We start from the raw sequence: 25701 nt of genomic DNA, 5'->3' as shown, positions 1-25701 counted from the left end.
ACGTTATCTTTGACATCTTCCCCGGCCCTCCGGGGTTTTTTTATCAATTTTTTATGGAATGCATTGCGCATAACCGAGCCATTGTTCTTCACGAAATGGGGCAATTATGTCATGATGCGCCCCAGATATGTCCCCTGTTCATCAATTCTCTTTCCCTTGAGGTGTCCGCGTGAAGACTGGTGCCCCCCGTTTTAAGCCAGGTAAAATTCTTGATGCCTTGGGTGCGATGCAAAATAGCCTGACACGTTCAGCACAGCGAATTGCGACCTATATTCTGGCGGAACCGGCTAAAGTGACTCACCTCTCCATTGCTGATCTCTCCGCGCACACGCAGGCTGGTGAAGCCACCATCATCCGCTTCTGCCGGACACTGGGTTATAAAGGGTTTCAGGATTTCAAAATGGATCTGGCCATTGAAGTGGCAACCCGCCATAACAGTGAAAACAGCCTGTTGGATGCCGATGTGCAAGAGGGCGATGATGCGCTGGCGATTGGCAATAAATTGCAGTCGGCGATTAATAACGTGCTATCTGAAACCCTAAATCTGCTCTCTATCGAGAGTGTCGAACAGGTGGTTAAGTTACTGCGTCCGGCGGATCGAATCTGCATTTTTGGTGTCGGCTCTTCTGGTATCACGGCGGAAGATGCCAAAGGCAAATTAATGCGGATCGGGCTGCGGGTTGATGCCGCCACCAATAACCATTTTATGTATATGCAAGCCTCTTTGATGCGTCCTGGTGATGTGGCGATGGGTATCAGCCATTCGGGGACCTCGGCTGAAACCGTACATGCCCTGAAGCTGGCGAAGCAGGCGGGGGCGACCACTGTGGCATTGACTCACAATATGGGCTCCACTATTACTGAGCTGGCGGATTATGTGCTGATTAACGGCAACCGTCAGGGGCAGTTGCAAGGGGACTCCATCGGCACCAAAATCGCGCAGCTCTTTGTGCTGGACCTGATCTACGCCCTGCTGGTTAAAGCTGATCCGGCGCAGGCGGAGAGCATTAAGCGCAAAACCACCCAGGCGGTCAGTCAAAATGGATGATCGGTAATACATTTCCTGCTGCAATACCTAGCCCCCGCTGCGGAGATATTCCGTCAGCGGAGGTAAAGACCCCGTTATCCTGTTGCCTCTCTCTCGTACACTAGCATTTCGCCATCTTTGTCACGTTTTAGACACATTGTGATTGAAATAGCGGGCTGATCTTATACACTCAAATGGAGTTTTACTCCTTTGTATATTTTTATTTGGAGTTAAACCGCATAAATATAAATGTGGCGAGAACCATCGGGTAGTGACAGATTATGTGATGATAAACAATCGGTTACTATGGTTATACCTGCCGCGGGGAAAACAGTTTCTGCCAGTGAATTTAGCTGGTGGTGGAGAGAGCGACGATATGAGCACTTCAGTAGGATCTCGTGGAGACAAGCCATTACGCTGGTATAAGCAGCTAACCCCTGCGCAATGGAAGGCATTTATTGCCGCCTGGATCGGTTATGCCCTGGATGGTTTCGATTTTGTTCTTATTACTCTGGTTCTGACTGATATTAAACAAGAATTTGGTCTGACACTGATTCAAGCCACCAGTCTTATCTCAGCGGCCTTTATTTCACGCTGGTTCGGTGGCCTGGTGCTAGGAGCCATGGGTGACCGTTATGGCCGCAAACTGGCGATGATCACCAGTATTGTGCTGTTCTCCTTCGGGACGCTGGCCTGCGGTTTAGCGCCGGGTTACACCACCCTGTTTATCGCCCGACTGATTATTGGTATCGGGATGGCGGGGGAGTATGGCTCCAGTTCCACCTATGTCATGGAGAGCTGGCCGAAGAATATGCGCAATAAAGCCAGTGGTTTTCTGATTTCTGGCTTCTCTATCGGCGCAGTATTAGCGGCTCAAGCCTATAGCTACGTGGTTCCTGCATTTGGCTGGCGTATGCTTTTCTACATTGGATTGCTGCCAATTATTTTTGCACTCTGGTTGCGTAAAAATCTGCCAGAAGCTGAAGATTGGGAAAAAGCCCAAAGCAAACAACAGCACTCTAAACAGACTAACAATCGCAACATGGTGGATATTCTCTATCGCAGCAACTTGAGTTATTTGAATATCGGCCTGACCATCTTTGCCGCCGCCGCGCTCTACGCCTGCTTTACCGGCATGGTATCGACCCCAGTGGTGGTGATCCTGGGTATCCTTTGTGCTGCAATATTCGTCTACTTTATGATTCAAACCAGCGGTGAGCGCTGGCCGACAGGCGTCATGCTGATGGTGGTGGTGTTCTGCGCCTTCCTCTACTCATGGCCGATCCAGGCACTACTGCCCACATATCTGAAAATGGATCTGGGCTATGACCCACACACGGTCGGCAATATCTTATTCTTCAGTGGCTTTGGTGCGGCGGTGGGTTGCTGTGTGGGCGGCTTCCTCGGTGATTGGTTAGGCACCCGCAAAGCTTATGTGACCAGCTTGCTGATTTCGCAATTACTGATTATTCCGCTGTTTGCTATTCAGGGCAGCAGTATCGTGTTTCTTGGCGGTTTACTGTTCTTGCAACAGATGTTGGGGCAGGGGATTGCCGGATTACTGCCAAAATTGCTGGGCGGCTATTTCGATACCGAACAACGTGCCGCAGGTCTGGGCTTTACCTACAACGTCGGCGCACTGGGTGGGGCATTAGCGCCAATTCTCGGGGCATCCATTGCTCAGCATCTGAGTCTTGGCACCGCGCTCGGTTCACTCTCATTCAGCCTGACATTTGTGGTGATTCTACTGATTGGTTTTGATATGCCATCCCGCGTACAGCGCTGGGTGCGGCCATCCGGTTTGCGCATGGTGGATGCTATCGACGGCAAGCCATTTAGTGGCGCTATTGGTGCAACCAATGTCAGTGTTGTCACGCAAAAATAGAATCAGCCTATTATTTATGCCCAGTGCAGGTCGGCTGGGCTTTTTCATGTGTAGAGAACCGCAAAATGGAGTGGCTGGCGACCTGCGGTGTGACTGGCTTAGAGCATTTGATACTTGCACATCACTAAACGGTATATAAAAGCATTATAGGTATGCGCCTAGTTATAAATACACTGAACATATTAAGGGCGTTATTAACATTTATAACCTGCCTGCCGGATGAACTCAGTGAATAAGGTGCAGAATGAAACAGACCTCAGTGAAGAGAAATGGATGGACCCGTGTTGCCTTATTAAGCGCGTTAATGTTCGGCAGTGCAACCGCCTGTGCAACTGAGTTACTCAACAGCTCTTATGATGTCTCGCGCGAGTTATTCACCGCGTTGAATCCGGGCTTCCAGCAACAGTGGGAGCAGCAAAATCCGGGCGATAAATTGACCATCAAGCAATCTCATGCCGGCTCTTCTAAGCAGGCATTGGCTATTTTGCAAGGTTTGAAAGCCGATGTGGTGACCTATAACCAGGTCACTGATGTGCAAATTTTGCACGATCGCGGCAATTTGATCCCCGCTGACTGGCAGGCGCGCTTGCCAAACAACAGCTCGCCATTCTACTCCACCATGGCTTTCCTGGTGCGTAAGGGCAATCCAAAGAGTATCCACAACTGGGATGACTTGGTGCGCGAAGATGTGAAACTGGTGTTCCCAAACCCAAAAACCTCCGGCAATGGCCGCTATACCTATCTGGCAGCATGGGGCGCGACACAGCAGGCCAATGGCAAGGATGAGGCGAAAACCCGCGACTGGATGAAACGTTTCCTGGGCAACGTGGCGGTGTTTGATACCGGCGGTCGTGGTGCCACCACCACTTTTGTCGAACGTGGTTTGGGTGACGTGCTGATCAGTTTCGAGTCAGAAGTGAATAATATCCGCAAAGAGTATGGCAGCGACAAATATGAAGTCATTGTCCCGCCGGTCGATATTCTGGCGGAGTTCCCGGTGGCGTGGGTAGACAAAAATGTGGCGAAAAATGGCACGGAAAAAGCCGCCAAAGCTTACCTCAACTACCTCTATAGCCCAGCGGCGCAGCAGGTTATCACCAGCTTCAACTATCGTGTTTACGATAAAGCCGCGATGGAAGCGGCCAAATCCCAATTCCCTGATACCAAATTATTCCGCGTTGAGGAGCAATTCGGTAGCTGGCCACAAGTGATGAGTACCCATTTTGCCACCGGCGGCGTGTTGGATAAATTGTTAGCGGAAGGGCATCAGTAATGTTGTCGGCATCCAGTAAACGGGTTCTGCCCGGATTTACCCTCAGTCTTGGGAGCAGCCTGCTTTACACCTGCCTGATTTTGCTATTACCGCTCAGCGCGTTAGTGATGCAGGTCGCACAGATGAGTTGGGCGCAGTACTGGGAGGTGATAACCAATCCTCAGGTGGTCGCGGCTTATAAAGTGACCCTACTGGCGGCGGGGGTGGCGAGCCTCTTTAATGCGCTCTTTGGCATGTTGATGGCGTGGATTTTAACCCGCTATCAATTCCCCGGACGCAGCTTGCTGGATGGCCTGATGGATTTGCCATTCGCTTTACCGACCGCAGTCGCCGGTTTGACGCTGGCGACCTTATTCTCCACCACCGGCTGGTATGGTGCCTGGTTATACGACGTTTTGGGGATCAAAGTCTCCTTTACCTGGTTAGGAATTGCGGTGGCGATGGCCTTTACCAGCTTGCCGTTTGTGGTTCGCACGGTACAACCGGTGTTGGAAGAGTTGGGGCCAGAGTACGAAGAGGCGGCTGAAACCTTAGGCGCCAGCCGCTGGCAGAGTTTCCGTCTGGTGGTGATGCCCGAACTGGCTCCGGCACTGCTGGCAGGAACGGCACTCTCCTTCACCCGCAGTTTGGGTGAGTTCGGCGCAGTTATCTTTATCGCCGGTAACATCGCGTGGAAGACCGAAGTCACCTCGCTGATGATTTTCATCCGCTTGCAGGAGTTTGATTACCCGGCAGCCAGCGCCATTGCCTCGGTTATTTTGGCGGTTTCACTGCTGCTGCTGTTTGGTATTAACACGTTACAAAGCCGCTTTGGTCGGCGGATAGGTGGGCACTGATGGCGGATATCAGCGAGTTTAACGGCGTGGCCCGCCCGCCGATCAACTGGGGAAAATGGGCCTTGATCGCCATCGGCGCGCTGTTCTCACTCCTGCTGCTGGTGATCCCGATGGTATGGATCTTTATCACCGCGTTCTCGAAAGGGATTGAGGTGGTGGGGCAGAATTTACTCGATCCCGATATGTTGCACGCCATTTGGCTCACCGTGCTGGTGGCGCTGATTACCGTGCCGGTGAATCTGGTGTTTGGTGTGGTGTTGGCCTGGCTGGTGACCCGGTTTGTCTTCCCCGGACGTCAATTATTGATGACGCTAATCGATATCCCGTTTGCTGTTTCGCCAGTGGTCGCGGGCTTGATGTATTTGCTGTTTTACGGCTCAAACGGGGTGGTCGGCGGCTGGTTGGATTCCCATGATATCCAACTGATGTTCTCGTGGCCCGGCATGGTGCTGGTGACCATCTTCGTCACCTGCCCGTTTGTGGTCCGTGAACTGGTGCCGGTGATGATGAGTCAGGGCAGTCAGGAAGATGAAGCCGCGGTGCTGCTCGGCGCATCCGGCTGGCAGATGTTCCGCCGGGTGACCTTACCCAACATCCGCTGGGCGCTGCTGTATGGCGTGGTGTTGACCAACGCCCGCGCAATTGGCGAGTTTGGGGCGGTCTCCGTGGTATCCGGTTCTATTCGTGGCGAGACCTACACCTTGCCGCTACAAGTTGAATTATTGCATCAGGATTACAACACCGCCGGGGCATTTACCGCCGCCGCGTTATTGACCCTGATGGCAATAGTGACCCTTTTTCTGAAAAGCGGCCTGCAATGGCGCTTAGCGCGTCAGGTTGTTCGTCTCGAACAGGAGCAAAAGCATGAGCATTGAGATTGATAATATCAGCAAGTATTTTGGTCGCACCAAGGTACTGAACAACATTACGCTGGATATTCCTTCTGGCCAGATGGTGGCGCTGCTCGGCCCGTCCGGTTCAGGGAAAACCACCTTACTGCGCATTATTGCTGGGTTAGAGAACCAAAACGCCGGGCGGTTAAGTTTCCACGGCACTGATGTCAGCCGTCTTCATGCCCGTGATAGGCGCGTGGGTTTTGTGTTCCAGCATTACGCCCTATTCCGCCATATGACGGTGTTCGATAACATCGCTTTCGGCCTGACGGTGTTACCGCGCCGTGAGCGGCCAAATGCGGCGGCCATCAAACAGAAGGTGGCACAACTGCTAGAGATGGTGCAATTAGGCCATCTGGCTAACCGTTATCCGTCACAGCTCTCCGGCGGTCAGAAACAGCGCGTTGCATTAGCGCGGGCGCTGGCGGTTGAACCCCAAATTCTGTTGCTGGATGAGCCTTTTGGCGCACTGGATGCCCAGGTGCGCAAAGAGCTGCGCCGCTGGTTACGCCAGTTGCATGATGAACTGAAGTTCACCAGCGTCTTCGTCACCCACGATCAGGAAGAGGCGATGGAAGTTGCCGATCGAGTAGTGGTGATGAGTCAGGGGAATATTGAGCAGGTCGGCACGCCAGATGACGTGTGGCGCTACCCGGCGACCCGTTTTGTCCTGGAGTTCCTCGGTGAAGTGAATCGCCTGAGTGGTGAAATCCGTGGCTCACAGTTATATATCGGCGCTCATCACTGGCCGCTGGATTTAGCCCCGATGCATCAAGGCAGTGTGGATCTGTTCCTGCGCCCATGGGAGATGGAGGTCAGCAGCCAATCGAGCGATCGCTGCCCGTTACCGGTACAGGTGCTTGAAGTCAGCCCGCGCGGTCACTTCTGGCAACTGACGGTGCAACCTATTGGTTGGCATCAAGATCCTATCAGTGTCGTGCTGCCAGAGGGTAATATCGACGCCCCAGTGCGTGGCAATCGCTATTACGTTGGTGGATTGAATGCTCGCTTATATTCAGGCGATCACCTATTACAACCCATTGCTTTAGCCCAAAGCGCCTGATAAATTTTTCAGCAAGTGGCAAACAGAGGTGGCTTTATGGCCGTCTGAGGTTATTGACAAAGTGCCAGCGGCGGAGAGGACAGGTAGATCGTAAAGACGCCGTAAATCCATCCATGGAGGCTCGAGCCGCGCCATCCTTGGCGCGGACGCTTTACTCTTCTACCTGTCCTCACCTCTTGAGATCGAGTCGTCGAGGTTTGTCATCAGTCTGAGGTGGCCTTATGGCCGCCTTTTCTTTTATTGAGATCAATTCAAGTTAGGTAACGAATGTGACTACCCTCGAACACTGCATCGGCAACACCCCACTGGTCAAACTGCAACGCTTAAGTCAAGGGCTGAATGCAGAAATTTGGGTCAAACTGGAAGGTAATAATCCGGCGGGTTCGGTCAAAGATAGGGCAGCTCTCGCCATGATCCAGCAGGCAGAATTGCGCGGAGAGATTGCTCCGGGCGATGTGTTGATCGAGGCAACCAGCGGTAATACCGGGATTGCATTGGCAATGATTGCGGCCCTGAAAGGTTATTCGCTGAAATTACTGATGCCAGAAAATATGAGTCAGGAACGTCAGGCGGCGATGCGCGCTTATGGTGCTGAGCTGATTCTGGTGAACCGCGAGCAGGGCATGGAAGGTGCGCGCGATCAGGCGTTGATGATGCAGGCCGATGGGCAGGGTAAGGTGCTGGATCAGTTTAATAATGCCGATAATCCCTACGCCCATTTTACCGGCACAGGGCCAGAAATTTGGCAGCAAACGGCAGGTAAAGTGAGCCATTTTGTCTCCAGCATGGGAACCACCGGCACCATTACCGGGGTCAGCCAGTTTCTGAAAAGCCAAAATCCTGAGGTGACCATTATCGGGTTGCAACCGGCTGAGGGTAGCAGTATTCCTGGTATTCGCCGTTGGTCGCCTGAATATATGCCGGGGATATTCCGCCCCGAATTAGTGGATCAAGTATTGGATATCACGCAGATCTCAGCCGAACAGACCATGCGGCAGCTTGCCACGAAAGAGGGGATCTTCTGTGGTGTCAGCTCCGGTGGTGCGGTCGCCGGGGCGTTGCGTGTGGCGGCAGAGAACCCGGGTGCGGTCATTGTGGCGATTATTTGTGATCGCGGAGATAGGTATTTATCGACCGGGGTGTTTGAGTAACCGCTCTTACCATGACCCAGTAAAACCCAACCTGATCCCATAATCAGGTTGGGTGATATGACATTTAACAATAAAAATCTTGGCGGTAGAAATAAGTCATTAATCACTCTCGCTCTAACGCCCTGATAGGGTCCATCTCCGCCGCTCTCTTCGCCGGGAAAAAGCCAAAAATCACCCCAATCAGGCTGGAACAGACAAATGCGGTGATGATCGAGGTTGCCGAGTAAACCATCGAAAAGCTGCTGTTGAACTGGCTAAACAGCAGGCCGATACCCAGTGACAGCACCACCCCGATGCAACCCCCCAGTAAACAGACCAGAACCGCCTCAATCAAGAATTGCTGCATAATATCACTGGCTCGCGCACCCACCGCCATCCGAACGCCAATCTCTTTAGTGCGCTCAGTGACTGATACCAACATGATGTTCATCACTCCAATACCGCCAACCACCAATGAGATAATCGCAATCATTGATACCAGTAATGTCATGGTTGAGGTGGTTTTCTCGATGGTCTGACGGATGCTATCGGTGTTCATCACGAAAAAATCCTGTGCGCCATGACGTTGGGCCAGTAGTTTGGTGACGCCCTGTTCAGCATTCGCCAAATCTATATCATCGTTAACTCGCACGGTAATGCTGCGCAGATAGGTTTGCCCCAGCATACGCTTCATGGCGGTGGTGTAAGGTATCCACACATTCAGATTCTCGTCACTGCCAAAACCGCTCTGTTTCTTGGCTGCAACCCCAATTATCCGGCAGGGCAGGGAGCCGAGCAGGATAACTTTACCTAAGGGATTTTCGCCGTTAGGGAACAGCTTATCGCGCGTATTTTCATCAATAACAGCCTCTTGCATCAATCCATCGACGCTGGCACGGGTGAATGCCATCCCTTGGGCGATGCTATAGCCGCGCACCATAAAGTATTGCTCACCAACACCATTCACGGTGCCACTGACAGATTTATTGCCATAGCGCAGCGTGGTACTGCTGGAGACCGCAGGTGTCACGCTGTGGATATAACCTTGTTTCGCCAATGCATCGGCATCAGTGGCACGCAGAGTTTGGATGGCAGCAGAGCGCATATCGCCGAAATCTTTGCCGGGGAAGATCTCCAGCGTGCTGGTACCCATGGCGTTGATGTTAGCGAGCACTTGCTGTTGCGACCCTTTTCCCAGTGCCACGACGGAGACCACTGACGCAATGCCGATAATGATCCCCAGCATGGTCAGCAGGGTGCGCAGGCGTTGTGCTGCCATCGCCAGTGTCGCCATTTTGAATGCCTCCCGAAGGCGGTCGCGTTGGGATTTCCAGGGAGATAGCACTGCGTTTTTAGTCATATCGGGCGCTATTTCTGTTGCGCTATTGGGGGCTTGTTGTGCTGGTGGCGCGGTCTGCTGCACTGCTCTTACTCTATCCGCAATCACCTCACCGTCTCTTAGCTCGATAATCCGTTGGGCATGTTCGGCAATCGACATATCGTGGGTGACAATGACCACGGTATGGCCATGTCGATGCAGGTCTTTAAGGATGTTTAAGACTTCATTGCCACTGTGAGTATCGAGTGCGCCCGTGGGTTCGTCGGCCAGAATAACTTCGCCACCATTCATCAATGCTCTGGCAATACTGACCCGCTGCTGTTGCCCGCCAGAAAGCTGGCTCGGGTGATACTCTAGCCTATCTGCCAGGCCGAGGCGGGATAATAGATCGCCGGCGCGTTGACGGCGCTCTTCACGACTGATACCTGCGTAAATCGCCGGTATCTCCACATTTTCCCGCGCACTTAAATCATTCAGTAAGTGATAGCGCTGAAAAATAAAGCCAAAATGTTCACGACGTAGCTCGGCAAGGGTGTCGCTATCCAAATGCTGCGGGATACGACCCGCCACCAGATACTCTCCCGAGCTGGGTTTGTCCAGGCAGCCAAGAATGTTCATTAGAGTCGATTTACCGGAACCGGATGCCCCGACAATCGCCACCATTTCGCCGCTGTAAATCGCCAAGTTGATGTTTTTCAGCACCCGAACGCACTCTTCGCCTGCAACAAACCAGCGGCTCACATTATCGAGTTGCAGCAAAATCTTTCTTTGGTTTAGGTCTGTCATCAGTTACATCCCCATCGGCGGGCCCATACGTTGGGCCTTATTGTTGGCGGTGGCGGCGCTCGCCTGGCTGACAATCACCTGCTCGCCAGCCTGCAAACCGGAGAAGATCTGAGCATCGACATTGTTGTTTAACCCGACGGTGACCTCGCGCACACTGATTTTTCCGTTGTCGCTCACCACCTGAACCCAATACTTCCCTTGATCATTTTCCAGTGCCGTAGCGGGGATGACCAAGGCTTTTTCGTCTTTATGTAGCACGATATACACTTGGGCGGTCATCGAAATACGCAGTGCTCCGTTCGGGTTAGCCACATCAAACAGGCCGTTATAGTAAATGGCGGTGGTGGTGGAACTGCTGCTACTCGAACTTGATGTCGTGGTGGTGGTTTCATCGTTTATCGAATCAGGGGCGGGTTCGATGGCGCGCAGTGTGGCACTAAAACGCTCTTCCGGCTCGCCTAAGATAGTGAAGTAAACGGGCATACCGGCTTTGACTTTGACCACGTCCGCTTCAGAGATCTGCGCTTCGACCGTCATAGTATCGAGCTGAGCGACTTTAATAATGGTGGGGGCGCTTTGTACCGCGTTAACGGTTTGCCCCTCCTCAACCGGAATGGCAACCACAGTGCCGGTGATCGGCGAGCTGATTTTGGTGTAACCGAGATTGAGTTTGGCGGTATTCACGGCGATCTCAGCCTGCGCAATTTGGGCATCCAGCGCATTAATCTCCGCCTGGGTACTCTCTAATGTGGCTTTGGCGCTATCAAAATCGGCTCGGACGCCGAGGCCTTTGGCGAGGATTTGCTGCTGTCGCTGGTAGGTTAACTGGTTGTTTTTCTGTGTCGCCACTTTTGCTGCGCGCTGTGCGAGCACATTTTTCAGTGCTTCCTCCGCGTCTTTCAGCGCATTTTGTTGCGTAAGATCATCAATTTCGGCCACTAGCTGGCCTTTTTCAACTTGCTCTCCTAGGGTGACATGCAGGGCTTTGATTTGCCCTGAAACTTGTGCGCCGACAGTGACCTGCTTTTTTGCCTTGATGGTGCCATCGGCAAGGACGGTCTGTTCCAGTGTGCGGATCTCGGCCGCTGCGGTGATATAACCGGGTTTCTCTGCAGGAGATATCCATTTGAAGAGCAACACACCGCCCACCATCAGCAACACAAATGCTAACCCAATAAAACGTCGTTTTGATTTGGTAACCTGTAGCATAATTAATCAAAAATCCTTGAACCACAATAAAGAGAGTGGTGAAGCCAGGTGCAGGGAGCTAATTTACCGCCAAGGCCGCTGAGTGTGGGTTAAGTCGGATTCAAAAATATGTAAGGATTGAGTAAAACCGGCTGCGCGCGCGTCAAATAGGCATGAAAATAGCTGAAATCAGGCAGGGGAGTTAAAAATGAAGATTTTGTTAGTCGATGATGATGTTGAACTGGGCACGATGTTGAGAGAGTACCTGAGCGGCGAAGGCTTTAATGCTGAGTTGGTATTAACTGGCAAAGAGGGCATTGATGGTGCCTTGTCCGGCGACTATACCGCCTTGATCCTCGACATTATGTTGCCTGATATGAGTGGTATTGATGTGTTGCGGCAAGTGCGGAAGAAAAGCCGTTTACCCATCATTATGTTGACGGCCAAAGGCGACAATATTGACCGGGTTATCGGCCTTGAGATGGGGGCAGATGATTACATGCCGAAGCCATGCTACCCGCGCGAATTGGTGGCCCGGTTACGTGCAGTACTGCGCCGTTTCGACGAACATCCGGACTTATCATCTACCGATGACAGCATTATCACGCAGGGGGATTTGACGCTCAATCCGTCAACACGCAGCAGTGAATGGCAGGGTTTGCCCTTTGATTTGACCGCCTCGGAGTTTAATCTGCTGGAGTTGCTACTGCGCTCGCCGGATCGCGTGGTCACCAAAGATGAGCTATCAGATAAAGGGTTAGGGCGACCACGGGAAGCTTATGACCGCAGTGTCGATGTGCATATCAGCAATATCCGCCAGAAACTTGCCGCTCTGCCGGGGAATACCCTGAATATTGAAACGGTACGTAGTATTGGCTATCGCATCAGATAATCGCCATCAATGAAATGGGATAACATATGCGTGGACGATTGTTCTGGAAAATCCTGCTGGGCTTTTGGCTGACCTTTATTTTAATGACCCAGATGCTGTGGGTGGTCTTCTCCTTCTACGGCAATCGCCATGAGCCGCCGGAGCGCGAAATGGCACGCCAGATTGCCAAACTACAAATAGCGTCAGCCGCTGCGGTATTGCATTCCGGCGGCTTGCCCGCGTTGAATACCATGATTGCTGACTGGCCAGAGGCAGCTATAAACCAGTTATCGGTCTTGCCTGCCGCCATGATAGCGCCAATGGCTGAAGCCGTCCCCGCTGAGAAATCAGCTGCCAGAGACAATGAACCAGAGCTTCATCGCTCGGTAGTCACGACGTGGGCCAAAGACCCCGATGGGCAGGGTTACCGTATCAGCTATAACATTGATGGTTTACGGGGGGGAGGTGAGCGCGGTGAACCTGGCGAGAAACGCCGTGAAATACTCAATATTCCGATCCCGATGATTTGGATGGGGCTATTAGGCGGCCTGTTCTTCAGTGCGCTATTAGCCTGGAACCTGACGCGGCCGATGCGGCAGTTAAGGGCGGGTTTTGAGCGGGTGGCACAGGGCGATTTATCTGTGCGATTGTTGCCCGTAATGCGCCGTCGCCATGATGAGTTGACGGAAGTGGCGCGTGATTTTGACTCAATGGCCGAGCGCCTTGAGGTGCTGGTCAGCGCCCGTGAGCAGCTGCTGCATGATGTCTCCCATGAGTTACGCTCGCCGCTAGCTCGCTTGCAATTGGCTATCGGGCTGGCGCGTCAGAATCCCGGTAACGTGGAGAACTCATTACAGCGTATTGAGCATGAGTCGGAGCGGCTGGATAAGATGATTGGTGAGTTATTGGCACTTTCACGTGCTGAAAATCACGATTTGTCCGATGATGACGAATATTTCGATCTGCATGAATTAGTGAAAGTGGTGGTGAATGATGCTCGCTACGAGGCACAAGTGCCGGGGGTGGAGATCCTGCTACAGGTCGCGCCACAGTCAGTCGAGTACACCGTTAAAGGTAATGCCGAGCTGATGCGGCGGGCAATTGACAATATCGTTCGCAATGCACTGCGTTTCTCCGCCCATGGTCAACAGGTAAAAGTGGCGCTGTCAGCGGTTGATAAGAGTTATCAGATTCAGGTGGCCGATCAAGGGCCTGGGGTCGAGGAGAGTATGCTATCCTGCATTTTCGACCCTTTCGTGCGCGTAAAATCTGCGATGTCAGGCAAAGGCTATGGTTTGGGGTTGGCCATTACGCGGAAGGTGATTCTGGCCCATGGCGGACAGGTCGAAGCAAGAAATGGCGAGCCGGTGGGCTTGGTGATCACACTGCGGATACCACATTGGGTTGCTGCTGATTAATTGGTCTTAGCCAACAAAAACGGCACCCTTGGGTGCCGTTTTTTATTCGTAGCGAGAAATTACTTCTTAATACGAATAATTGGCGTCTCACCAACGGTGACACTGCCAGACAACTTGATCAGCTCTTTGATCTCGTCCATGTTGGAGATAACCACCGGCGTCAATGTAGACTTGGCTTTCTCTTCCAGCAAGGCCAGATTGAACTCAATAACCACATCACCTTTCTTGACGCGCTGACCTTCTTCAGCGATGCGTTTGAAGCCTTCGCCTTTCAGTTCAACAGTATCAATACCGAAGTGGACGAACAGCTCAATGCCGCTGTCTGATTCGATAGAAAAAGCATGGTTAGTTTCGAAAATTTTACCGATGGTGCCGTCAACAGGAGCAACCATTTTGTTGCCCGTAGGCTTGATGGCAATACCATCACCAACGATTTTCTCTGCAAAAACAACATCAGGAACATCTTCAATGTTGACGATCTCGCCAGACAATGGTGCAACTATTTCAATAGTACCGCTGTCTTTTTTATCATCTGAAACCAGTGATTTCAGTTTATCGAACAAACCCATGATCTTCTCCTAAGTATTTATATTGGGCAGCGTTCCAGTATCGTGGAATTAGCAGAGCGTTTTTTCTTCGATGAATGTGGTGACTAAATCCATCAACTCCTTCGCTGTTGGTTGAGCCAATGCCTGCTCTGCCAACACTTTCACATCTTCGAAATTCGTATTGCGGATAATTTTCTTGATGCGTGGGATCGAAATCGCACTCATGCTGAACTCATCCAGCCCCATGCCCAATAGCAACAGTGTAGCACGTTCGTCGCCAGCAAGTTCACCGCACATTCCGGTCCACTTACCTTCAGCGTGAGATGCATCAATAACCTGTTTGATCAGGCCCAATACCGATGGTGACATTGGGTTATAGAGATGTGAAATCAGCTCATTACCACGATCTACTGCCAGAGTATACTGAGTTAGATCGTTTGTCCCAATACTAAAGAAGTCAACTTCTTTAGCTAAGTGGCGAGCGATGACCGCCGCCGCAGGTGTTTCAACCATGACACCGACTTCGATAGTTTCATCGAAGGCTTTGTTTTCTTCACGTAATTGGCTCTTCAGCAGCTCAAGTTCTGCTTTCAGCTCGCGTACTTCTTCAACCGAAATAATCATCGGGAACATAATACGCAATTTACCGAATGCTGATGCCCGCAAGATTGCTCGCAGCTGTGCGTGCAGAATCTCTTTGCGATCCATAGCAATACGGATAGCGCGCCAGCCCAGGAATGGGTTTTCTTCTTTCGGCAAGTTCATGTACGGCAGGTCTTTGTCACCGCCGATGTCCATAGTACGGACGATCACTGCCTGAGAACCCATGGCTTCCGCAACGGCTTTATATGCCTGGAACTGCTCTTCTTCAGTCGGCAGTGAGTCGCGGTCCATGAACAGGAATTCGGTACGATACAGACCAACACCTTCAGCGCCATTACGTTCAGCACCGGCGATATCACGCACAGTACCAATGTTGGCAACCACTTCAACCTGATGACCATCAAGCGTGATAGCAGGCAAGTCTTTCAGTTTGGCCAGATCATTTCTTTCGGTGATGTACTGATTATTCACTGCCCTCAACTGCTCAATGATATCGGCAGTTGGGTTTAAATAGACTTTGTTGTTTACCGCATCGAGGATCAAATAGTCGCCATTCTGGACTTGTTTGGTCACATCGGTGGTGCCGACGATAGCCGGTAATTCCAATGAGCGGGCCATAATGGAGGTGTGAGAGGTACGGCCACCTAAATCGGTGATGAACCCTAACACTTTGTCCAGATTCAGCTGTGCGGTCTCTGATGGCGTCAAATCAGTTGCAACCAGGATCACTTCATCCTGAATGGCACTTAAATCGACAATGTTCAGGCCGAGAATGTTTTTCAGCAGGCGTTTACCGATATCACGTACGTCAGCGGCACGTTCTTTCAGATATTCGTCATCCAGCTCTTCCAGGGCTTTTGCCTGGCCTTCAATCACTGAATAAGCGGCTGCGTCGGCAGTGGCATGCTCATCTTTGATGAGGGCTATGATTTCCTGCTCAAGCTCTTCGTCTTCCAACAGCATGATATGCCCTTCGAAGATAGCAGCTTTCTCTTCGCCGAGGCTTGCTTCAGCTTTGGTCTTAATCGCTTCCAACTGTTCTGCGGCTTTGGCCCGGCCAGTTTTGAAACGCTCGACTTCCTGCTCCACTTGGTCAGCAGAGATCTTTTTCCGGTTGATAACAATCTCATCTTCTTTCAGTAAAAGTGCTTTACCAAAAGCGATACCCGGTGATACTAAAATGCCTGAAATCATAACCCTACCTTACTCTTGACTGGTGTTAACTTAAAAAGCGCGCGTGATTACTCAAGCTCAGCCATCAGTTTTACCAGATGCTCAACAGCTTTCTTTTCATCTTCGCCTTCAGCAGAGATCGTAACAACAGTACCTTGGGTCAGGCCCAGAGTTTGCAGTTTGAACAGGCTCTTGGCGCTAGCGCTTTTACCGTTAGAGATCACAGTAATTTCAGACGCGAAGCCTTTTGCTTCTTTTACGAACTGGGCAGCAGGGCGGGTATGCAGACCGTTTGGTGCAGTAATAGTAACTTCTTGCTGGAACATTGTATTTCCCCAACTTATTGGATTTATGTTGTGGAGCTAAAGTCTAGTGTAAAACCGAAACTTTAGCCTGTATTGGTGCGCGTAAAACGAGACTATTTGACTCGCGCATGACTATGCCTCAACCACCGGCAAGTCACAAAGACAGTTTCTGGTGCAACCTGAATTCAGGTCTAAAATCAGCACTGTCGTATCTAAGAATAATGCTCTCTTTACATTATGTCTTCAATCAGCGTGAGCTGATGACATTTTTTGTCACTTTGCATAACGCATTGCATAATAGATAAATCGATTCAGCCTGAGAAGCATCGAAGCTGCGATTAATTTCGCGTATCAAAATAATTGTCCGGTTAAATACTAAACCCAGAGGCTAAAATCAATCTTTATGTAGTAAAAACTTTGAAGTGCGCCACAAAAAAAGCACCCAGGAGGGTGCTTTTTTAGCATTTAGTGCGACGGCATCACTACTGTTGCAGCTCTTGCTCAGTGAACAGATCTGCGAACAAAGCCGTGCTTAAATAGCGCTCACCCGAGGAGGGGAGAATAACCACAATTGTTTTGTCAGTAAAGCCATCTTCTTCAGAAAGTTTGACCGCCGCAGCAACCGCAGCGCCGGAAGAAATACCGGCTAAAATGCCCTCTTCATCCATTAAACGGCGGGCCATAGAGATGGCTTCGTCATTGGTTACCAGAGCAACACGATCAACCAGTGTTAGGTCGAGGTTACCGGGAATGAAGCCCGCGCCGATACCCTGAATTTTATGCGGGCCGGGTTTGATTTCCTGACCTGCTAATGCCTGAGTAATAACCGGAGAGTCGGTAGGCTCCACCGCAACTGTGGTAATCGCCTTACCTTTGGTGTTTTTGATGTAGCGGCTGACCCCCGTCAAGGTGCCACCGGTGCCCACGCCAGCGATAAAGACATCAACTTCACCATCAGTATCTTCCCAAATTTCTGGGCCAGTGGTTTTTTCATGAATTTCTGGGTTCGCTGGGTTACTGAATTGCTGCAAAATGAGGTAGCGGTCTGGGTCAGTCGCTTGAATCTCTTCTGCTTTAGCAATTGCCCCTTTCATCCCTTTGGCACCTTCGGTTAGCACCAGATTGGCACCTAGCGCTTTTAGCAGTTTACGGCGCTCAATGCTCATGGTTTCAGGCATGGTCAGGGTTAATTTGTAACCGCGTGCGGCGGCAACAAATGCCAGCGCAATACCGGTATTGCCGCTGGTAGGTTCTACCAGTTCTTTATCTGTCGTCAGAATGCCGCGTTTTTCAGCATCCCAAATCATATTCGCGCCGATACGGCATTTAACGCTAAAACTTGGATTACGTGACTCAACCTTTGCCAAAATGCGTCCGTTACCGATACGGTTCAAACGAACCAGCGGCGTATGGCCGATTGTTAAAGAGTTGTCTTCATATATCTTGCTCATAGCCCGTCCTTTAACTCTATGAAAATGTAGGAAACGTTCAAAGCATACGCTAACAGTATGGCTATGGAAGTAAGTAATTGGTATATCGATATGTTATTAGGAAATAAGTTTTAATCCCAATAACAAGGGCGTGACCAGCACGCCCACAGATGATTATCGTGATGGTTGAATAAACTGCTCGCGGTAGCGGTCAACCCACATTGCTGTGGCACCGCAGACCGCAACTGGCATAATCACCAGATTGAGGAAGGGGATCATGGTGAATAAGCTCACCAGTGCACCAAATTGCAGGTTATCGACTTTATTTTGGCGCAGCGCACTGCGCATCTCCTGGAAACTCACTTTATGGTTATCAAAGGGATAATCGCAATATTGAATTGATAGCATCCAGGCGCTGAATAAGAACCACAGCACCGGAGCCAGTGTTTGACCGATGCCCGGAATAAAGTACAGCAGCAGTAACACTAAGGCTCGTGGCAGGTAGTAGGCCAATTTGCGCCATTCACGCGCCATAATGCGCGGCAGATCTTTCACGATCCCCATGATACCGGTGTCTGGCAGGGGCTTGCCGGTCAGACTGGCCTCCAGTTGCTCGGCAAGTAAACCGTTAAAAGGGGCCGCGATAAAATTGGCCAGGGTACTGAACAGGTAACTGAATACCAGTAGTACCGAAATCACCATAACCGGCCACAGCAAATAACTCAGCCACTGTAACCAGTCGGGAACATGGCTCATCAATTGTGGCACCCAGTCACCTATGCGGTTGAATAACCACCAGAAAGCGCCTCCCATCAGCAGAATATTCACCAGCAAAGGCAAAATAACAAATCTCCGGATGCCCGGACGAGAGATCAACTGCCATCCTTGGGCAAAATAGTGGACACCACTGACCTTTTTTACCGCTTTTTGCGTATACGCCATGCCATTCAGTTCTCTATTAGCTTATCAACCCGGGTATCATATCGGTATGATTTCCCACTGCATAGTCACATATTGTGCGAAAAATGAGCGAAACATCTAGCATAATCATCTTTCTTCGAAGAAAATTGAGCACGGACTTGCACTTGTGTTCGTTGGGAAATAGAGTTAAAGGGTGAATGTTTGCCGCGGTGGCAATGTATTGGAACAACAGAGATAGTAATGATGCAGGATTTGCGTCTGATATTAATCGTTGTTGGCGCGATCGCCATAATAGCGTTGTTATTGCATGGTTTATGGACCAGCCGTAAAGAACGCTCATCACTTTTTCGCGATCGCCCAGTTAAACGTCTGAAACAAGAACGTGTTGAAACCCCGATCGAGAGTCTCGATGAAGGGGTAGGAGAGGTGCGCGTCCGCACCGCTCATCCACAGGAGAAGCCTTCGTTTAGTCATACTGATGACGATGATGAAGAAATGCCGGTTATTCAGCATGATGATGCTAAGCCGGTTCAGGTGAAGACAGAATCTCGTCAGCAGCCTTTTGCTTCCGTGCAAACAGAATATGACGACCCTCTTTTGGGTGGGCTATCTGCTGAGCAACCACCGCATGAGTCACAGCGTGATCCTTTGCTTGGATCGGTTGACGGATCCTATTCACAACCGCGACATGTAGAGCCACAACATGCGGCAGAACCGGCACCTCATGCGGTTCCACAGCCAGAACCTGTTGCTCCTGCTCCTGAGGTGAAACCGCAAAAACTGAAAGAGACCGTTTTGGTGCTGCATGTTGCAGCGCATCACGGTGGTGCGCTAGGTGGCGAGTTGCTGCTACAGAGTGTTCTTCAGTCTGGTTTCCAGTTTGGCGAGATGGGCATTTTCCATCGTCATCTTAGCCCCGCAGGGAGTGGCCCAGTATTATTTAGCCTGGCGAATATGGTCAAACCGGGTTCCTTTGACCCTGATACCATGGCTGATTTCTCAACGCCGGGTGTCTCAATGTTTATGATGGTGCCGTCTTATGGCGATGCACATCAGAACTTTAAGCTTATGTTGCAATCAGCCCAACGTATTGCCGATGATGTCGGTGGTGTGGTGTTGGATGATGAACGCCGTATGATGACCCCGCAAAAACTGGAAACGTATAAGGCGCGCATCCGCGAAGTGCTGGAAGCAAACGCAACCGCCTAATCACGTTGCCTCGCAATGAACCGAATTAATCCGAACCCCCGCATGCCGGGGGTTTTTTATCTTTGATGGTGAGCTATGGAATCGATAATTCAGCAAATTAATCAACTAAGAACCTCATTGCGCCATCACGAACATCAATACCATGTGTTGGATGCCCCAGAGATCCCTGATGCTGAATACGACCGCCTGATGCAGCAATTGCGTGATTTGGAAACCCAACATCCCGAACTGATTACCAGTGACTCACCGACGCAGCGGGTGGGCGCAGCCCCTCTTGATGCGTTTGAGCAAGTTAAGCATGAAGTGCCGATGCTCTCTCTCGATAACGTGTTTGATGAAGAGAGCTATTTGGCGTTTGATAAGCGGGTGCATGATCGCCTGAAACGCACCGAGCCGCTAACCTTTTGCTGCGAGCTGAAGTTGGATGGTCTGGCGGTCAGTTTACTGTATGAAGATGGCGAACTGGTCAGGGCGGCAACCCGTGGTGACGGCACCACCGGTGAAAATATTACCGCCAATGTGCGCACCATTCGTGCCATTCCGCTGCGCTTGCAGGGGGAGAATATCCCTCGGCGGGTCGAAGTGCGCGGTGAAGTCTTTATGCCGCAAGTGGGTTTTGAACAACTGAATAATGAGGCGCGCCGTAAAGGTGGCAAGGTTTTCGCTAACCCACGTAATGCCGCCGCTGGATCATTGCGCCAGCTTGACCCTCGCATCACGGCCAAACGGCGATTAGCTTTCTTCTGTTACGGCGTTGGTTTGTTGGATGGCGGCGAGCTTCCACGCAGTCATATTCAGCGCCTGATGAAATTTAAGGCCTGGGGCTTACCGGTCAGTAATCGAGTGCAGCTCTGCACTGGCAGTGAGCAGGTTATTGCTTTCTATCGTCAGGTAGAACAGGACCGCGTCGGTTTAGGCTTCGATATCGATGGTGTGGTTATCAAAGTTGATGATCTCGATTTGCAAGAGCAGTTGGGCTTTGTGGCACGCGCCCCTCGTTGGGCAACCGCGTTTAAATTTCCAGCCCAAGAGCAGATAACACAGGTCCGCGAAGTTGAGTTTCAGGTGGGGCGCACAGGGGCTATTACGCCAGTTGCCCGTCTGGAACCTGTGCAGGTGGCGGGTGTGATTGTTAGCAACGCGACCTTGCATAATGCCGATGAAATTGAGCGCCTTGGTTTACGCATCGGCGATACCGTCATTGTGCGCCGTGCTGGCGATGTGATCCCGCAAGTGGTGGGGGTGGTGATGGAGCAGCGCCCGCAGGACGCGAAAGAGATCACCTTCCCAGATCACTGCCCGGTGTGTGGTTCTGATATCGAGCGGGTAGAAGGCGAGGCGGTTGCCCGCTGTACTGGTGGTCTGTTCTGCGCGGCGCAACGTAAAGAGGCGCTAAAGCACTTTGTCTCCCGCCGGGCGCTGGATGTGGACGGCATGGGCGATAAAATTATCGAGCAGTTGGTGGAAAAACAGTATGTCGAGAACCCGGCGGACTTATTTGAGCTGACGGCAGGTAAACTCACCGGGCTGGATCGGATGGGGCCAAAGTCTGCACAAAATCTGATTGTGGCATTAGAGAAAGCAAAACAGACCACGTTTGCTCGCTTCCTGTATGCCCTGGGCATCCGCGAGGTGGGCGAGGCGACGGCAGCTAATTTGGCGGCTCACTTCCGCAATATGGCAAATCTGCGAGCAGCTGATATTGACGAGCTAAAAAGTGTGCCAGATGTCGGTGAAGTGGTGGCTAAACACGTGCTGAACTTCCTCGGCGAGGAGCACAATCAGCGAGTGATCGAGGCGCTGGAGAAGGTGATCAGTTGGCCAGAGCCGCAGCAGATTATTGCTGAAGAGATTGACAGCCCATTTGCCGGTAAAACGGTGGTCTTGACTGGCTCACTAACGATCCTCTCGCGGGACGAAGCGAAAGATCGCCTGACAGCCCTGGGGGCAAAAGTGAGTGGCAGTGTCTCCAGGAAAACTGATCTGGTGATAGCCGGTGAGGCTGCGGGTTCAAAACTGGCGAAAGCGCAGGAGCTTGGGATAACAGTCATTGATGAAGCAGAGATGATCCGCTTGCTGGGTGAATAGTTCTAACATCAGAGGACGGTATGGAAAAAGAGGATCTGATTGAGATTGCCAATACTCGGATGCCTTTTGGTAAATACCAGGGACGAGTATTGATCGATCTGCCCGAAGAGTACTTGCTGTGGTTCGCCCGCAAAGGTGAATTTCCACAAGGTAAGCTGGGTATGCTGATGGAACTGACGCTGACAATTAAGGTGGAAGGATTAGATAGCTTAGTCATACCGCTTAAGCGGGGCTAAAACATGGCGGTGGGCATGATCCGTCCATCGCCATGACCCTGTTTTGTAGGGCACAAAAATATTAAATATAAACGTCAATCTGGTTTTGAGCAGAAGGGCGGTTAACCCCATCACCTGTCGGCGTACTCGCGCTTAGGGTATCGTTTTTACCCTCTTTGGTTTTTTCCGCTTCCTGAGTCTCAATACGGGCGACTTGAGCTTGCAGCGCGGCAATTTGACCCTGAATCTGTTGCTGCTGTTTTTGTAACTCATCAGCCGTCAGACCAGAATCTTTTAAGGTGCTTAATTTTTCTGTCAGTTTTTGGATCTGCTGATTAATGGACTTAATCTGTGCGGCAGCGCTGCTGTCTGAGGAGCTACTACTACTGCTGACTGACGCAGATGCGGTTGAAATCGTGTTCGACATCATTATTCCTTAGAAAAAGGTGGATTGGAGTAATGCTTATCGACGGGAAAAAATTAACCTTTAACTTTCCAGGGCTGTTTTACACAATCTTATCACTAACTTATCACTTGGCGGTTTTATGAGCGCAAAAACAGGGTTCTGAGCGACTAAACCACCAAACGTAACTCAGGCCAATGTTGTTGCCAACTTTTGCTGCTTATTCGTTGATGATAGGTGTCAATTTCACCATTTTTAGGATTCAGAGTAATAGTTCGGGTAAATAGTGCATTCAGCCCTAACGGAGCCACCAACTCGATATCCCCACACTCTTTGAGTCTGGCACCAATCGCTGTTTCCACTTCAACCCAATGGCTGATGGCATCTTCTGTGCTGCGATAAGGCTGACGGCCACTGCGCAGGTGCATTCTGGCCTGGTTTTTTACTGACCAGGGGAAAGGGGAGTGCTGAGATGCGGCGTTTTGCTGTAACTGCGCCTCTAGCTGTAAATCATGCCGCTCGCTGATGTTTTGCTTATCAAAATAGACTAAATCAATATCATTGAGTGGTGTCGGGAGCTGATGACCGTGGAGCTGATCCCACACGAGATTGCGGACAAATCCCGCGGCCAGGCACCATTGGTTAAGCCCGAGTTCGCGGGCAATAGACAATGCCTGCATACGATAAGAGTCAGCATAGAGCCATTGAATGATTTGTTGCTGCTGATCCATACCCCATTCCTAAAGTCATCAATGCATTTAGAGTGTGCAGGATAACAGGGGTCAATGACAAAACGGAGTGACGGTTTTATGGTGCATTTAAAACGAGGTGCGTGACAAGGATGGGCGCTGGAAAGCAAAAACCGGCCATGAGCCGGTTTTTTAAAGAGTGGTGGAGCTAGACGGGATCGAACCGTCGACCTCTTGCATGCCATGCAAGCGCTCTCCCAGCTGAGCTATAGCCCCACAAATGTGGTTGTTCGTACTGATTTATCTCTGTGCCACCCATTTAACCCATCTGATTAGGCGATAAAGCGCACTGATCAAAAAGGTAAAATTTGGTGGAGCTAGACGGGATCGAACCGTCGACCTCTTGCATGCCATGCAAGCGCTCTTCCCAGCTGAGCTATAGCCCCAATGCGCACATAATAAATCGTGTGAACGGGGCGCATGATATGAAACCGCTGAAACAGTGTCAACGGCTAATTCTATTTCTCGTGTTAAGCGCTGAAAAAGCCGCCAAATCAGTCAACAAACAGCAGAATAAATGGAATCCTGCTCACAATTAATGATGCTATCCATATAAAAAAGGCGGCTGAGTAGCCGCCTGATCATATTAAGAATGCTCAGTTATTGCTGTTGCGCTTCGCGTTCGTTGATAAAGGCCAGTGCTTTATCAATTCGGGCCAGTGAACGAGCCTGACCGATAGCATGGACGGTCACATCCATCCCCGGTGATTGGCCGGCACCGGTGACGGCAACACGCAGCGGCATACCAACCTTGCCCATACCGACACCTAACTCGTCAGCAGTGCCCTGAATGGCATTGTGCACGTTTTCCGTGGTCCAGTCAGTGATAGCGGCAAGTTTAGCTTTGACTGCTTCAAGCGGCTGGCGTGCAACCGGGCGCAGATGTTTTTTAGCGGCGTCAGCATCGAACTCATCAAATTCTTCATAGAAGTAGCGGCAAGACTCGGCCATCTCTTTCAGTGTCTTGCAGCGCTCGCCCAGCAGCTTAACAATTTCAACCAATTCAGGGCCGTTACGGGTATCGAGACCCAACTGCTCGATATGCCACGACAGTTGCACGGCAACATGTTCTGGCGGCAAGCTATTGATATAGTGATGGTTCAACCATTGCAGTTTTTCAGTATTGAAAGCACTGGCTGATTTGCTCACCGCATCCAGTGTGAATAGCTCGGTCATTTCGGCAACCGAGAAAATCTCTTGATCACCATGAGACCAGCCCAAACGCACCAGATAGTTCAGCAGTGCTTCTGGCAGGTAGCCGTCATCACGGTATTGCATGACGCCAACCGCGCCGTGACGTTTAGAGAGTTTTTTGCCGTCATCACCGAGGATCATTGAAACGTGGGCATATTCAGGAACAGGTGCTCCCAATGCTTTTAGAATATTAATCTGGCGCGGGGTGTTGTTGATATGGTCTTCACCACGAATAACATGTGTGATCTCCATATCCCAGTCATCAACTACCACGCAGAAGTTATAGGTTGGTGAACCATCAGTACGGCGGATAATTAAGTCATCCAACTCTTGGTTGCTGAATTCGATCGGCCCACGGATTTTATCGTCGAAAATGACCGAACCTTCCTGCGGGTTACGAAAACGCACTACCGATGGCTCATCAGCACTGTGGGTACAGTGGCTATCGCGGCAGCGGCCATCGTAGCGAGGTTTCTCGCCATTGGCCATTTGAGTCTCACGAAGCTCATCCAGGCGCTCTTTAGAGCAGTAGCAACGATAAGCGGTGCCTTTTTCCAACATTTGGTCAATCACGGCATTGTAGCGATCGAAACGTTTCGTTTGGAAATACGGGCCTTCGTCCCAATCCAGATTCAGCCAGTTCATACCGTCCATAATGGCATCAATAGCTTCCTGGGTTGAGCGCTCAAGATCGGTGTCTTCTATGCGCAGCACAAATTCACCGCCTAAATGACGGGTGAATAACCAGGAGTACAGTGCGGTACGTGCGCCACCTACATGGAGATAGCCGGTAGGGCTGGGTGCAAAACGGGTTTTGATTTTCATTGGGATCGATGCCTTATTACGCTACGCCGACCAGCAGACGCCGGCTGTTGCTCGAAATTCGAAAAAGTAGGCGCCATTCTACCACCCTGAGGTAATTCCTCAACGATGTTACCGGTATGCAATCGATGATTACTGACAGATATAGCTAAACAAACGTTCATAGCGGCGATAAATATCGCATCCTGTCTAAATTTGCGGCGAACGGTTGTTTTCGTTTTAAAAACCGTTGACTCACTTCGAACTATCCCTATAATGCGACTCCAACAACACGGCGGGGCGATTAGCTCAGTTGGTAGAGCATCTCCTTTACACGGAGGGGGTCATCAGTT

General features: G+C 50.9%; 22 protein-coding genes and 2 tRNA genes. 12 read left to right on the top strand and 12 right to left on the bottom strand.

Annotated features, from left to right (window positions below; translation table 11 throughout):
- The first annotated feature begins 169 nt into the window (after positions 1-169).
- The 7 genes from AACW11_RS00125 (at position 170) to cysM (ending at position 8128) form a co-directional block, all read left to right on the top strand.
- The gene (locus AACW11_RS00125) at positions 170-1048 is read left to right on the top strand and encodes a MurR/RpiR family transcriptional regulator (protein WP_212585436.1); all 879 of its coding nucleotides are present in this window, start codon (positions 170-172) and stop codon (positions 1046-1048) included.
- 355 nt (positions 1049-1403) lie between these two features.
- The gene (locus AACW11_RS00120) at positions 1404-2912 is read left to right on the top strand and encodes an MFS transporter (protein WP_212585526.1); all 1509 of its coding nucleotides are present in this window, start codon (positions 1404-1406) and stop codon (positions 2910-2912) included.
- 244 nt (positions 2913-3156) lie between these two features.
- On the top strand, positions 3157-4185 hold the full coding sequence (locus AACW11_RS00115) for a sulfate ABC transporter substrate-binding protein (protein ID WP_212585435.1): 1029 nt from the start codon (positions 3157-3159) through the stop codon (positions 4183-4185).
- A complete protein-coding gene (cysT, locus tag AACW11_RS00110) occupies positions 4185-5021 on the top strand; it encodes a sulfate/thiosulfate ABC transporter permease CysT (protein WP_212585434.1) in 837 nt (278 codons plus the stop codon). Before AACW11_RS00115 ends, cysT begins: the two co-directional genes overlap by 1 nt.
- Positions 5021-5896 (top strand): sulfate/thiosulfate ABC transporter permease CysW, encoded by an 876-nt coding sequence (gene cysW, locus AACW11_RS00105; protein WP_212585433.1) that lies wholly within the window; start codon positions 5021-5023, stop codon positions 5894-5896. Before cysT ends, cysW begins: the two co-directional genes overlap by 1 nt.
- On the top strand, positions 5886-6977 hold the full coding sequence (gene cysA, locus AACW11_RS00100) for a sulfate/thiosulfate ABC transporter ATP-binding protein CysA (protein ID WP_212585432.1): 1092 nt from the start codon (positions 5886-5888) through the stop codon (positions 6975-6977). Before cysW ends, cysA begins: the two co-directional genes overlap by 11 nt.
- A 269-nt stretch (positions 6978-7246) precedes the next feature.
- Positions 7247-8128, top strand: coding sequence for a cysteine synthase CysM (cysM, locus tag AACW11_RS00090; RefSeq protein ID WP_212585431.1), 882 nt, complete (start codon positions 7247-7249; stop codon positions 8126-8128).
- A gap of 103 nt (positions 8129-8231) precedes the next feature.
- Here cysM and AACW11_RS00085 read toward each other — a convergent pair whose 3' ends face one another.
- Together AACW11_RS00085 and AACW11_RS00080 are read right to left on the bottom strand one after the other, a co-directional pair.
- Positions 8232-10232 (bottom strand): MacB family efflux pump subunit, encoded by a 2001-nt coding sequence (locus tag AACW11_RS00085; RefSeq protein ID WP_212585430.1) that lies wholly within the window; start codon positions 10230-10232, stop codon positions 8232-8234.
- 3 nt (positions 10233-10235) lie between these two features.
- Positions 10236-11441 (bottom strand): efflux RND transporter periplasmic adaptor subunit, encoded by a 1206-nt coding sequence (locus AACW11_RS00080; protein WP_212585429.1) that lies wholly within the window; start codon positions 11439-11441, stop codon positions 10236-10238.
- A gap of 187 nt (positions 11442-11628) precedes the next feature.
- On the opposite strand from AACW11_RS00080, the gene AACW11_RS00075 reads away from it, so the two are divergent.
- The gene (locus AACW11_RS00075; protein WP_212585428.1) at positions 11629-12312 is read left to right on the top strand and encodes a response regulator transcription factor; all 684 of its coding nucleotides are present in this window, start codon (positions 11629-11631) and stop codon (positions 12310-12312) included.
- 26 nt (positions 12313-12338) lie between these two features.
- Positions 12339-13709, top strand: a complete 1371-nt coding sequence (locus AACW11_RS00070; protein WP_212585427.1) for an ATP-binding protein — start codon at positions 12339-12341, stop codon at positions 13707-13709.
- Between the two features lie 59 nt (positions 13710-13768).
- Here the strand turns inward: AACW11_RS00070 and crr are convergent, their stop codons facing one another.
- The 5 genes from crr to cysZ all read right to left on the bottom strand — a co-directional run bounded on the left by crr (position 13769) and on the right by cysZ (position 18710).
- The gene (gene crr, locus AACW11_RS00065; protein ID WP_005277622.1) at positions 13769-14278 is read right to left on the bottom strand and encodes a PTS glucose transporter subunit IIA; all 510 of its coding nucleotides are present in this window, start codon (positions 14276-14278) and stop codon (positions 13769-13771) included.
- Positions 14279-14326: 48 nt separating this feature from the next.
- Positions 14327-16054, bottom strand: coding sequence for a phosphoenolpyruvate-protein phosphotransferase PtsI (ptsI, locus tag AACW11_RS00060; protein ID WP_049600830.1), 1728 nt, complete (start codon positions 16052-16054; stop codon positions 14327-14329).
- 47 nt (positions 16055-16101) lie between these two features.
- Positions 16102-16359, bottom strand: a complete 258-nt coding sequence (gene ptsH / locus AACW11_RS00055; protein WP_004393588.1) for a phosphocarrier protein Hpr — start codon at positions 16357-16359, stop codon at positions 16102-16104.
- Between the two features lie 461 nt (positions 16360-16820).
- Positions 16821-17789 carry a cysteine synthase A gene (cysK, locus tag AACW11_RS00050; RefSeq protein ID WP_004877754.1) on the bottom strand — a complete coding sequence of 323 codons (969 nt, stop codon included), beginning with the start codon at positions 17787-17789 and terminating at the stop codon, positions 16821-16823.
- A 153-nt stretch (positions 17790-17942) separates the two neighbouring features.
- Positions 17943-18710, bottom strand: coding sequence for a sulfate transporter CysZ (cysZ, locus tag AACW11_RS00045; RefSeq protein WP_212585426.1), 768 nt, complete (start codon positions 18708-18710; stop codon positions 17943-17945).
- A gap of 219 nt (positions 18711-18929) precedes the next feature.
- On the opposite strand from cysZ, the gene zipA reads away from it, so the two are divergent.
- From zipA to AACW11_RS00030, 3 genes are all read left to right on the top strand, one after another.
- Positions 18930-19898, top strand: a complete 969-nt coding sequence (gene zipA / locus AACW11_RS00040; RefSeq protein WP_212585425.1) for a cell division protein ZipA — start codon at positions 18930-18932, stop codon at positions 19896-19898.
- A 75-nt stretch (positions 19899-19973) separates the two neighbouring features.
- The gene (ligA, locus tag AACW11_RS00035) at positions 19974-21986 is read left to right on the top strand and encodes an NAD-dependent DNA ligase LigA (RefSeq protein ID WP_212585424.1); all 2013 of its coding nucleotides are present in this window, start codon (positions 19974-19976) and stop codon (positions 21984-21986) included.
- Positions 21987-22006: 20 nt separating this feature from the next.
- A complete protein-coding gene (locus AACW11_RS00030) occupies positions 22007-22222 on the top strand; it encodes a DUF3820 family protein (RefSeq protein ID WP_212585423.1) in 216 nt (71 codons plus the stop codon).
- Between the two features lie 61 nt (positions 22223-22283).
- Here AACW11_RS00030 and AACW11_RS00025 read toward each other — a convergent pair whose 3' ends face one another.
- The 5 genes from AACW11_RS00025 to gltX all read right to left on the bottom strand — a co-directional run bounded on the left by AACW11_RS00025 (position 22284) and on the right by gltX (position 25372).
- Positions 22284-22628: a FlxA-like family protein gene (locus AACW11_RS00025; protein ID WP_212585422.1), complete on the bottom strand. Its 345-nt coding sequence runs from the start codon at positions 22626-22628 to the stop codon at positions 22284-22286.
- Between the two features lie 146 nt (positions 22629-22774).
- Positions 22775-23335 (bottom strand): nucleotidyltransferase family protein, encoded by a 561-nt coding sequence (locus tag AACW11_RS00020; RefSeq protein WP_212585421.1) that lies wholly within the window; start codon positions 23333-23335, stop codon positions 22775-22777.
- Between the two features lie 158 nt (positions 23336-23493).
- Positions 23494-23569: transfer RNA gene (locus tag AACW11_RS00015), tRNA-Ala, on the bottom strand.
- Positions 23570-23662: 93 nt separating this feature from the next.
- A tRNA-Ala gene (locus AACW11_RS00010) sits at positions 23663-23739 on the bottom strand.
- 214 nt (positions 23740-23953) lie between these two features.
- Positions 23954-25372, bottom strand: a complete 1419-nt coding sequence (gltX, locus tag AACW11_RS00005) for a glutamate--tRNA ligase (RefSeq protein WP_212585420.1) — start codon at positions 25370-25372, stop codon at positions 23954-23956.
- Positions 25373-25701: the final 329 nt, after the last annotated feature.

The sequence above is a fragment of the Yersinia sp. Marseille-Q3913 genome (genome assembly GCF_963892745.1).
In the GTDB taxonomy this organism is placed as follows: domain Bacteria; phylum Pseudomonadota; class Gammaproteobacteria; order Enterobacterales; family Enterobacteriaceae; genus Yersinia; species Yersinia bercovieri.
This window is presented reverse-complemented; position numbering and strand designations above follow the sequence as displayed.

Excerpts from the sequence above, each read along its gene's own strand:
- gltX (WP_212585420.1), bottom strand. The coding sequence starts at position 25,372 with ATGAAAATCAAAACCCGTTTTGCACCCAGCCCTACCGGCTATCTCCAT.
- AACW11_RS00080 (WP_212585429.1), bottom strand. The coding sequence starts at position 11,441 with ATGCTACAGGTTACCAAATCAAAACGACGTTTTATTGGGTTAGCATTT.
- zipA (WP_212585425.1), top strand. The coding sequence starts at position 18,930 with ATGATGCAGGATTTGCGTCTGATATTAATCGTTGTTGGCGCGATCGCC.
- AACW11_RS00025 (WP_212585422.1), bottom strand. The coding sequence starts at position 22,628 with ATGTCGAACACGATTTCAACCGCATCTGCGTCAGTCAGCAGTAGTAGT.
- cysT (WP_212585434.1), top strand. The coding sequence starts at position 4,185 with ATGTTGTCGGCATCCAGTAAACGGGTTCTGCCCGGATTTACCCTCAGT.
- cysW (WP_212585433.1), top strand. The coding sequence starts at position 5,021 with ATGGCGGATATCAGCGAGTTTAACGGCGTGGCCCGCCCGCCGATCAAC.
- ptsI (WP_049600830.1), bottom strand. The coding sequence starts at position 16,054 with ATGATTTCAGGCATTTTAGTATCACCGGGTATCGCTTTTGGTAAAGCA.
- cysK (WP_004877754.1), bottom strand. The coding sequence starts at position 17,789 with ATGAGCAAGATATATGAAGACAACTCTTTAACAATCGGCCATACGCCG.
- cysZ (WP_212585426.1), bottom strand. The coding sequence starts at position 18,710 with ATGGCGTATACGCAAAAAGCGGTAAAAAAGGTCAGTGGTGTCCACTAT.
- AACW11_RS00075 (WP_212585428.1), top strand. The coding sequence starts at position 11,629 with ATGAAGATTTTGTTAGTCGATGATGATGTTGAACTGGGCACGATGTTG.
- AACW11_RS00120 (WP_212585526.1), top strand. The coding sequence starts at position 1,404 with ATGAGCACTTCAGTAGGATCTCGTGGAGACAAGCCATTACGCTGGTAT.
- AACW11_RS00020 (WP_212585421.1), bottom strand. The coding sequence starts at position 23,335 with ATGGATCAGCAGCAACAAATCATTCAATGGCTCTATGCTGACTCTTAT.
- AACW11_RS00085 (WP_212585430.1), bottom strand. The coding sequence starts at position 10,232 with ATGACAGACCTAAACCAAAGAAAGATTTTGCTGCAACTCGATAATGTG.
- AACW11_RS00030 (WP_212585423.1), top strand. The coding sequence starts at position 22,007 with ATGGAAAAAGAGGATCTGATTGAGATTGCCAATACTCGGATGCCTTTT.
- AACW11_RS00115 (WP_212585435.1), top strand. The coding sequence starts at position 3,157 with ATGAAACAGACCTCAGTGAAGAGAAATGGATGGACCCGTGTTGCCTTA.
- ptsH (WP_004393588.1), bottom strand. The coding sequence starts at position 16,359 with ATGTTCCAGCAAGAAGTTACTATTACTGCACCAAACGGTCTGCATACC.
- crr (WP_005277622.1), bottom strand. The coding sequence starts at position 14,278 with ATGGGTTTGTTCGATAAACTGAAATCACTGGTTTCAGATGATAAAAAA.
- ligA (WP_212585424.1), top strand. The coding sequence starts at position 19,974 with ATGGAATCGATAATTCAGCAAATTAATCAACTAAGAACCTCATTGCGC.
- AACW11_RS00070 (WP_212585427.1), top strand. The coding sequence starts at position 12,339 with ATGCGTGGACGATTGTTCTGGAAAATCCTGCTGGGCTTTTGGCTGACC.
- cysA (WP_212585432.1), top strand. The coding sequence starts at position 5,886 with ATGAGCATTGAGATTGATAATATCAGCAAGTATTTTGGTCGCACCAAG.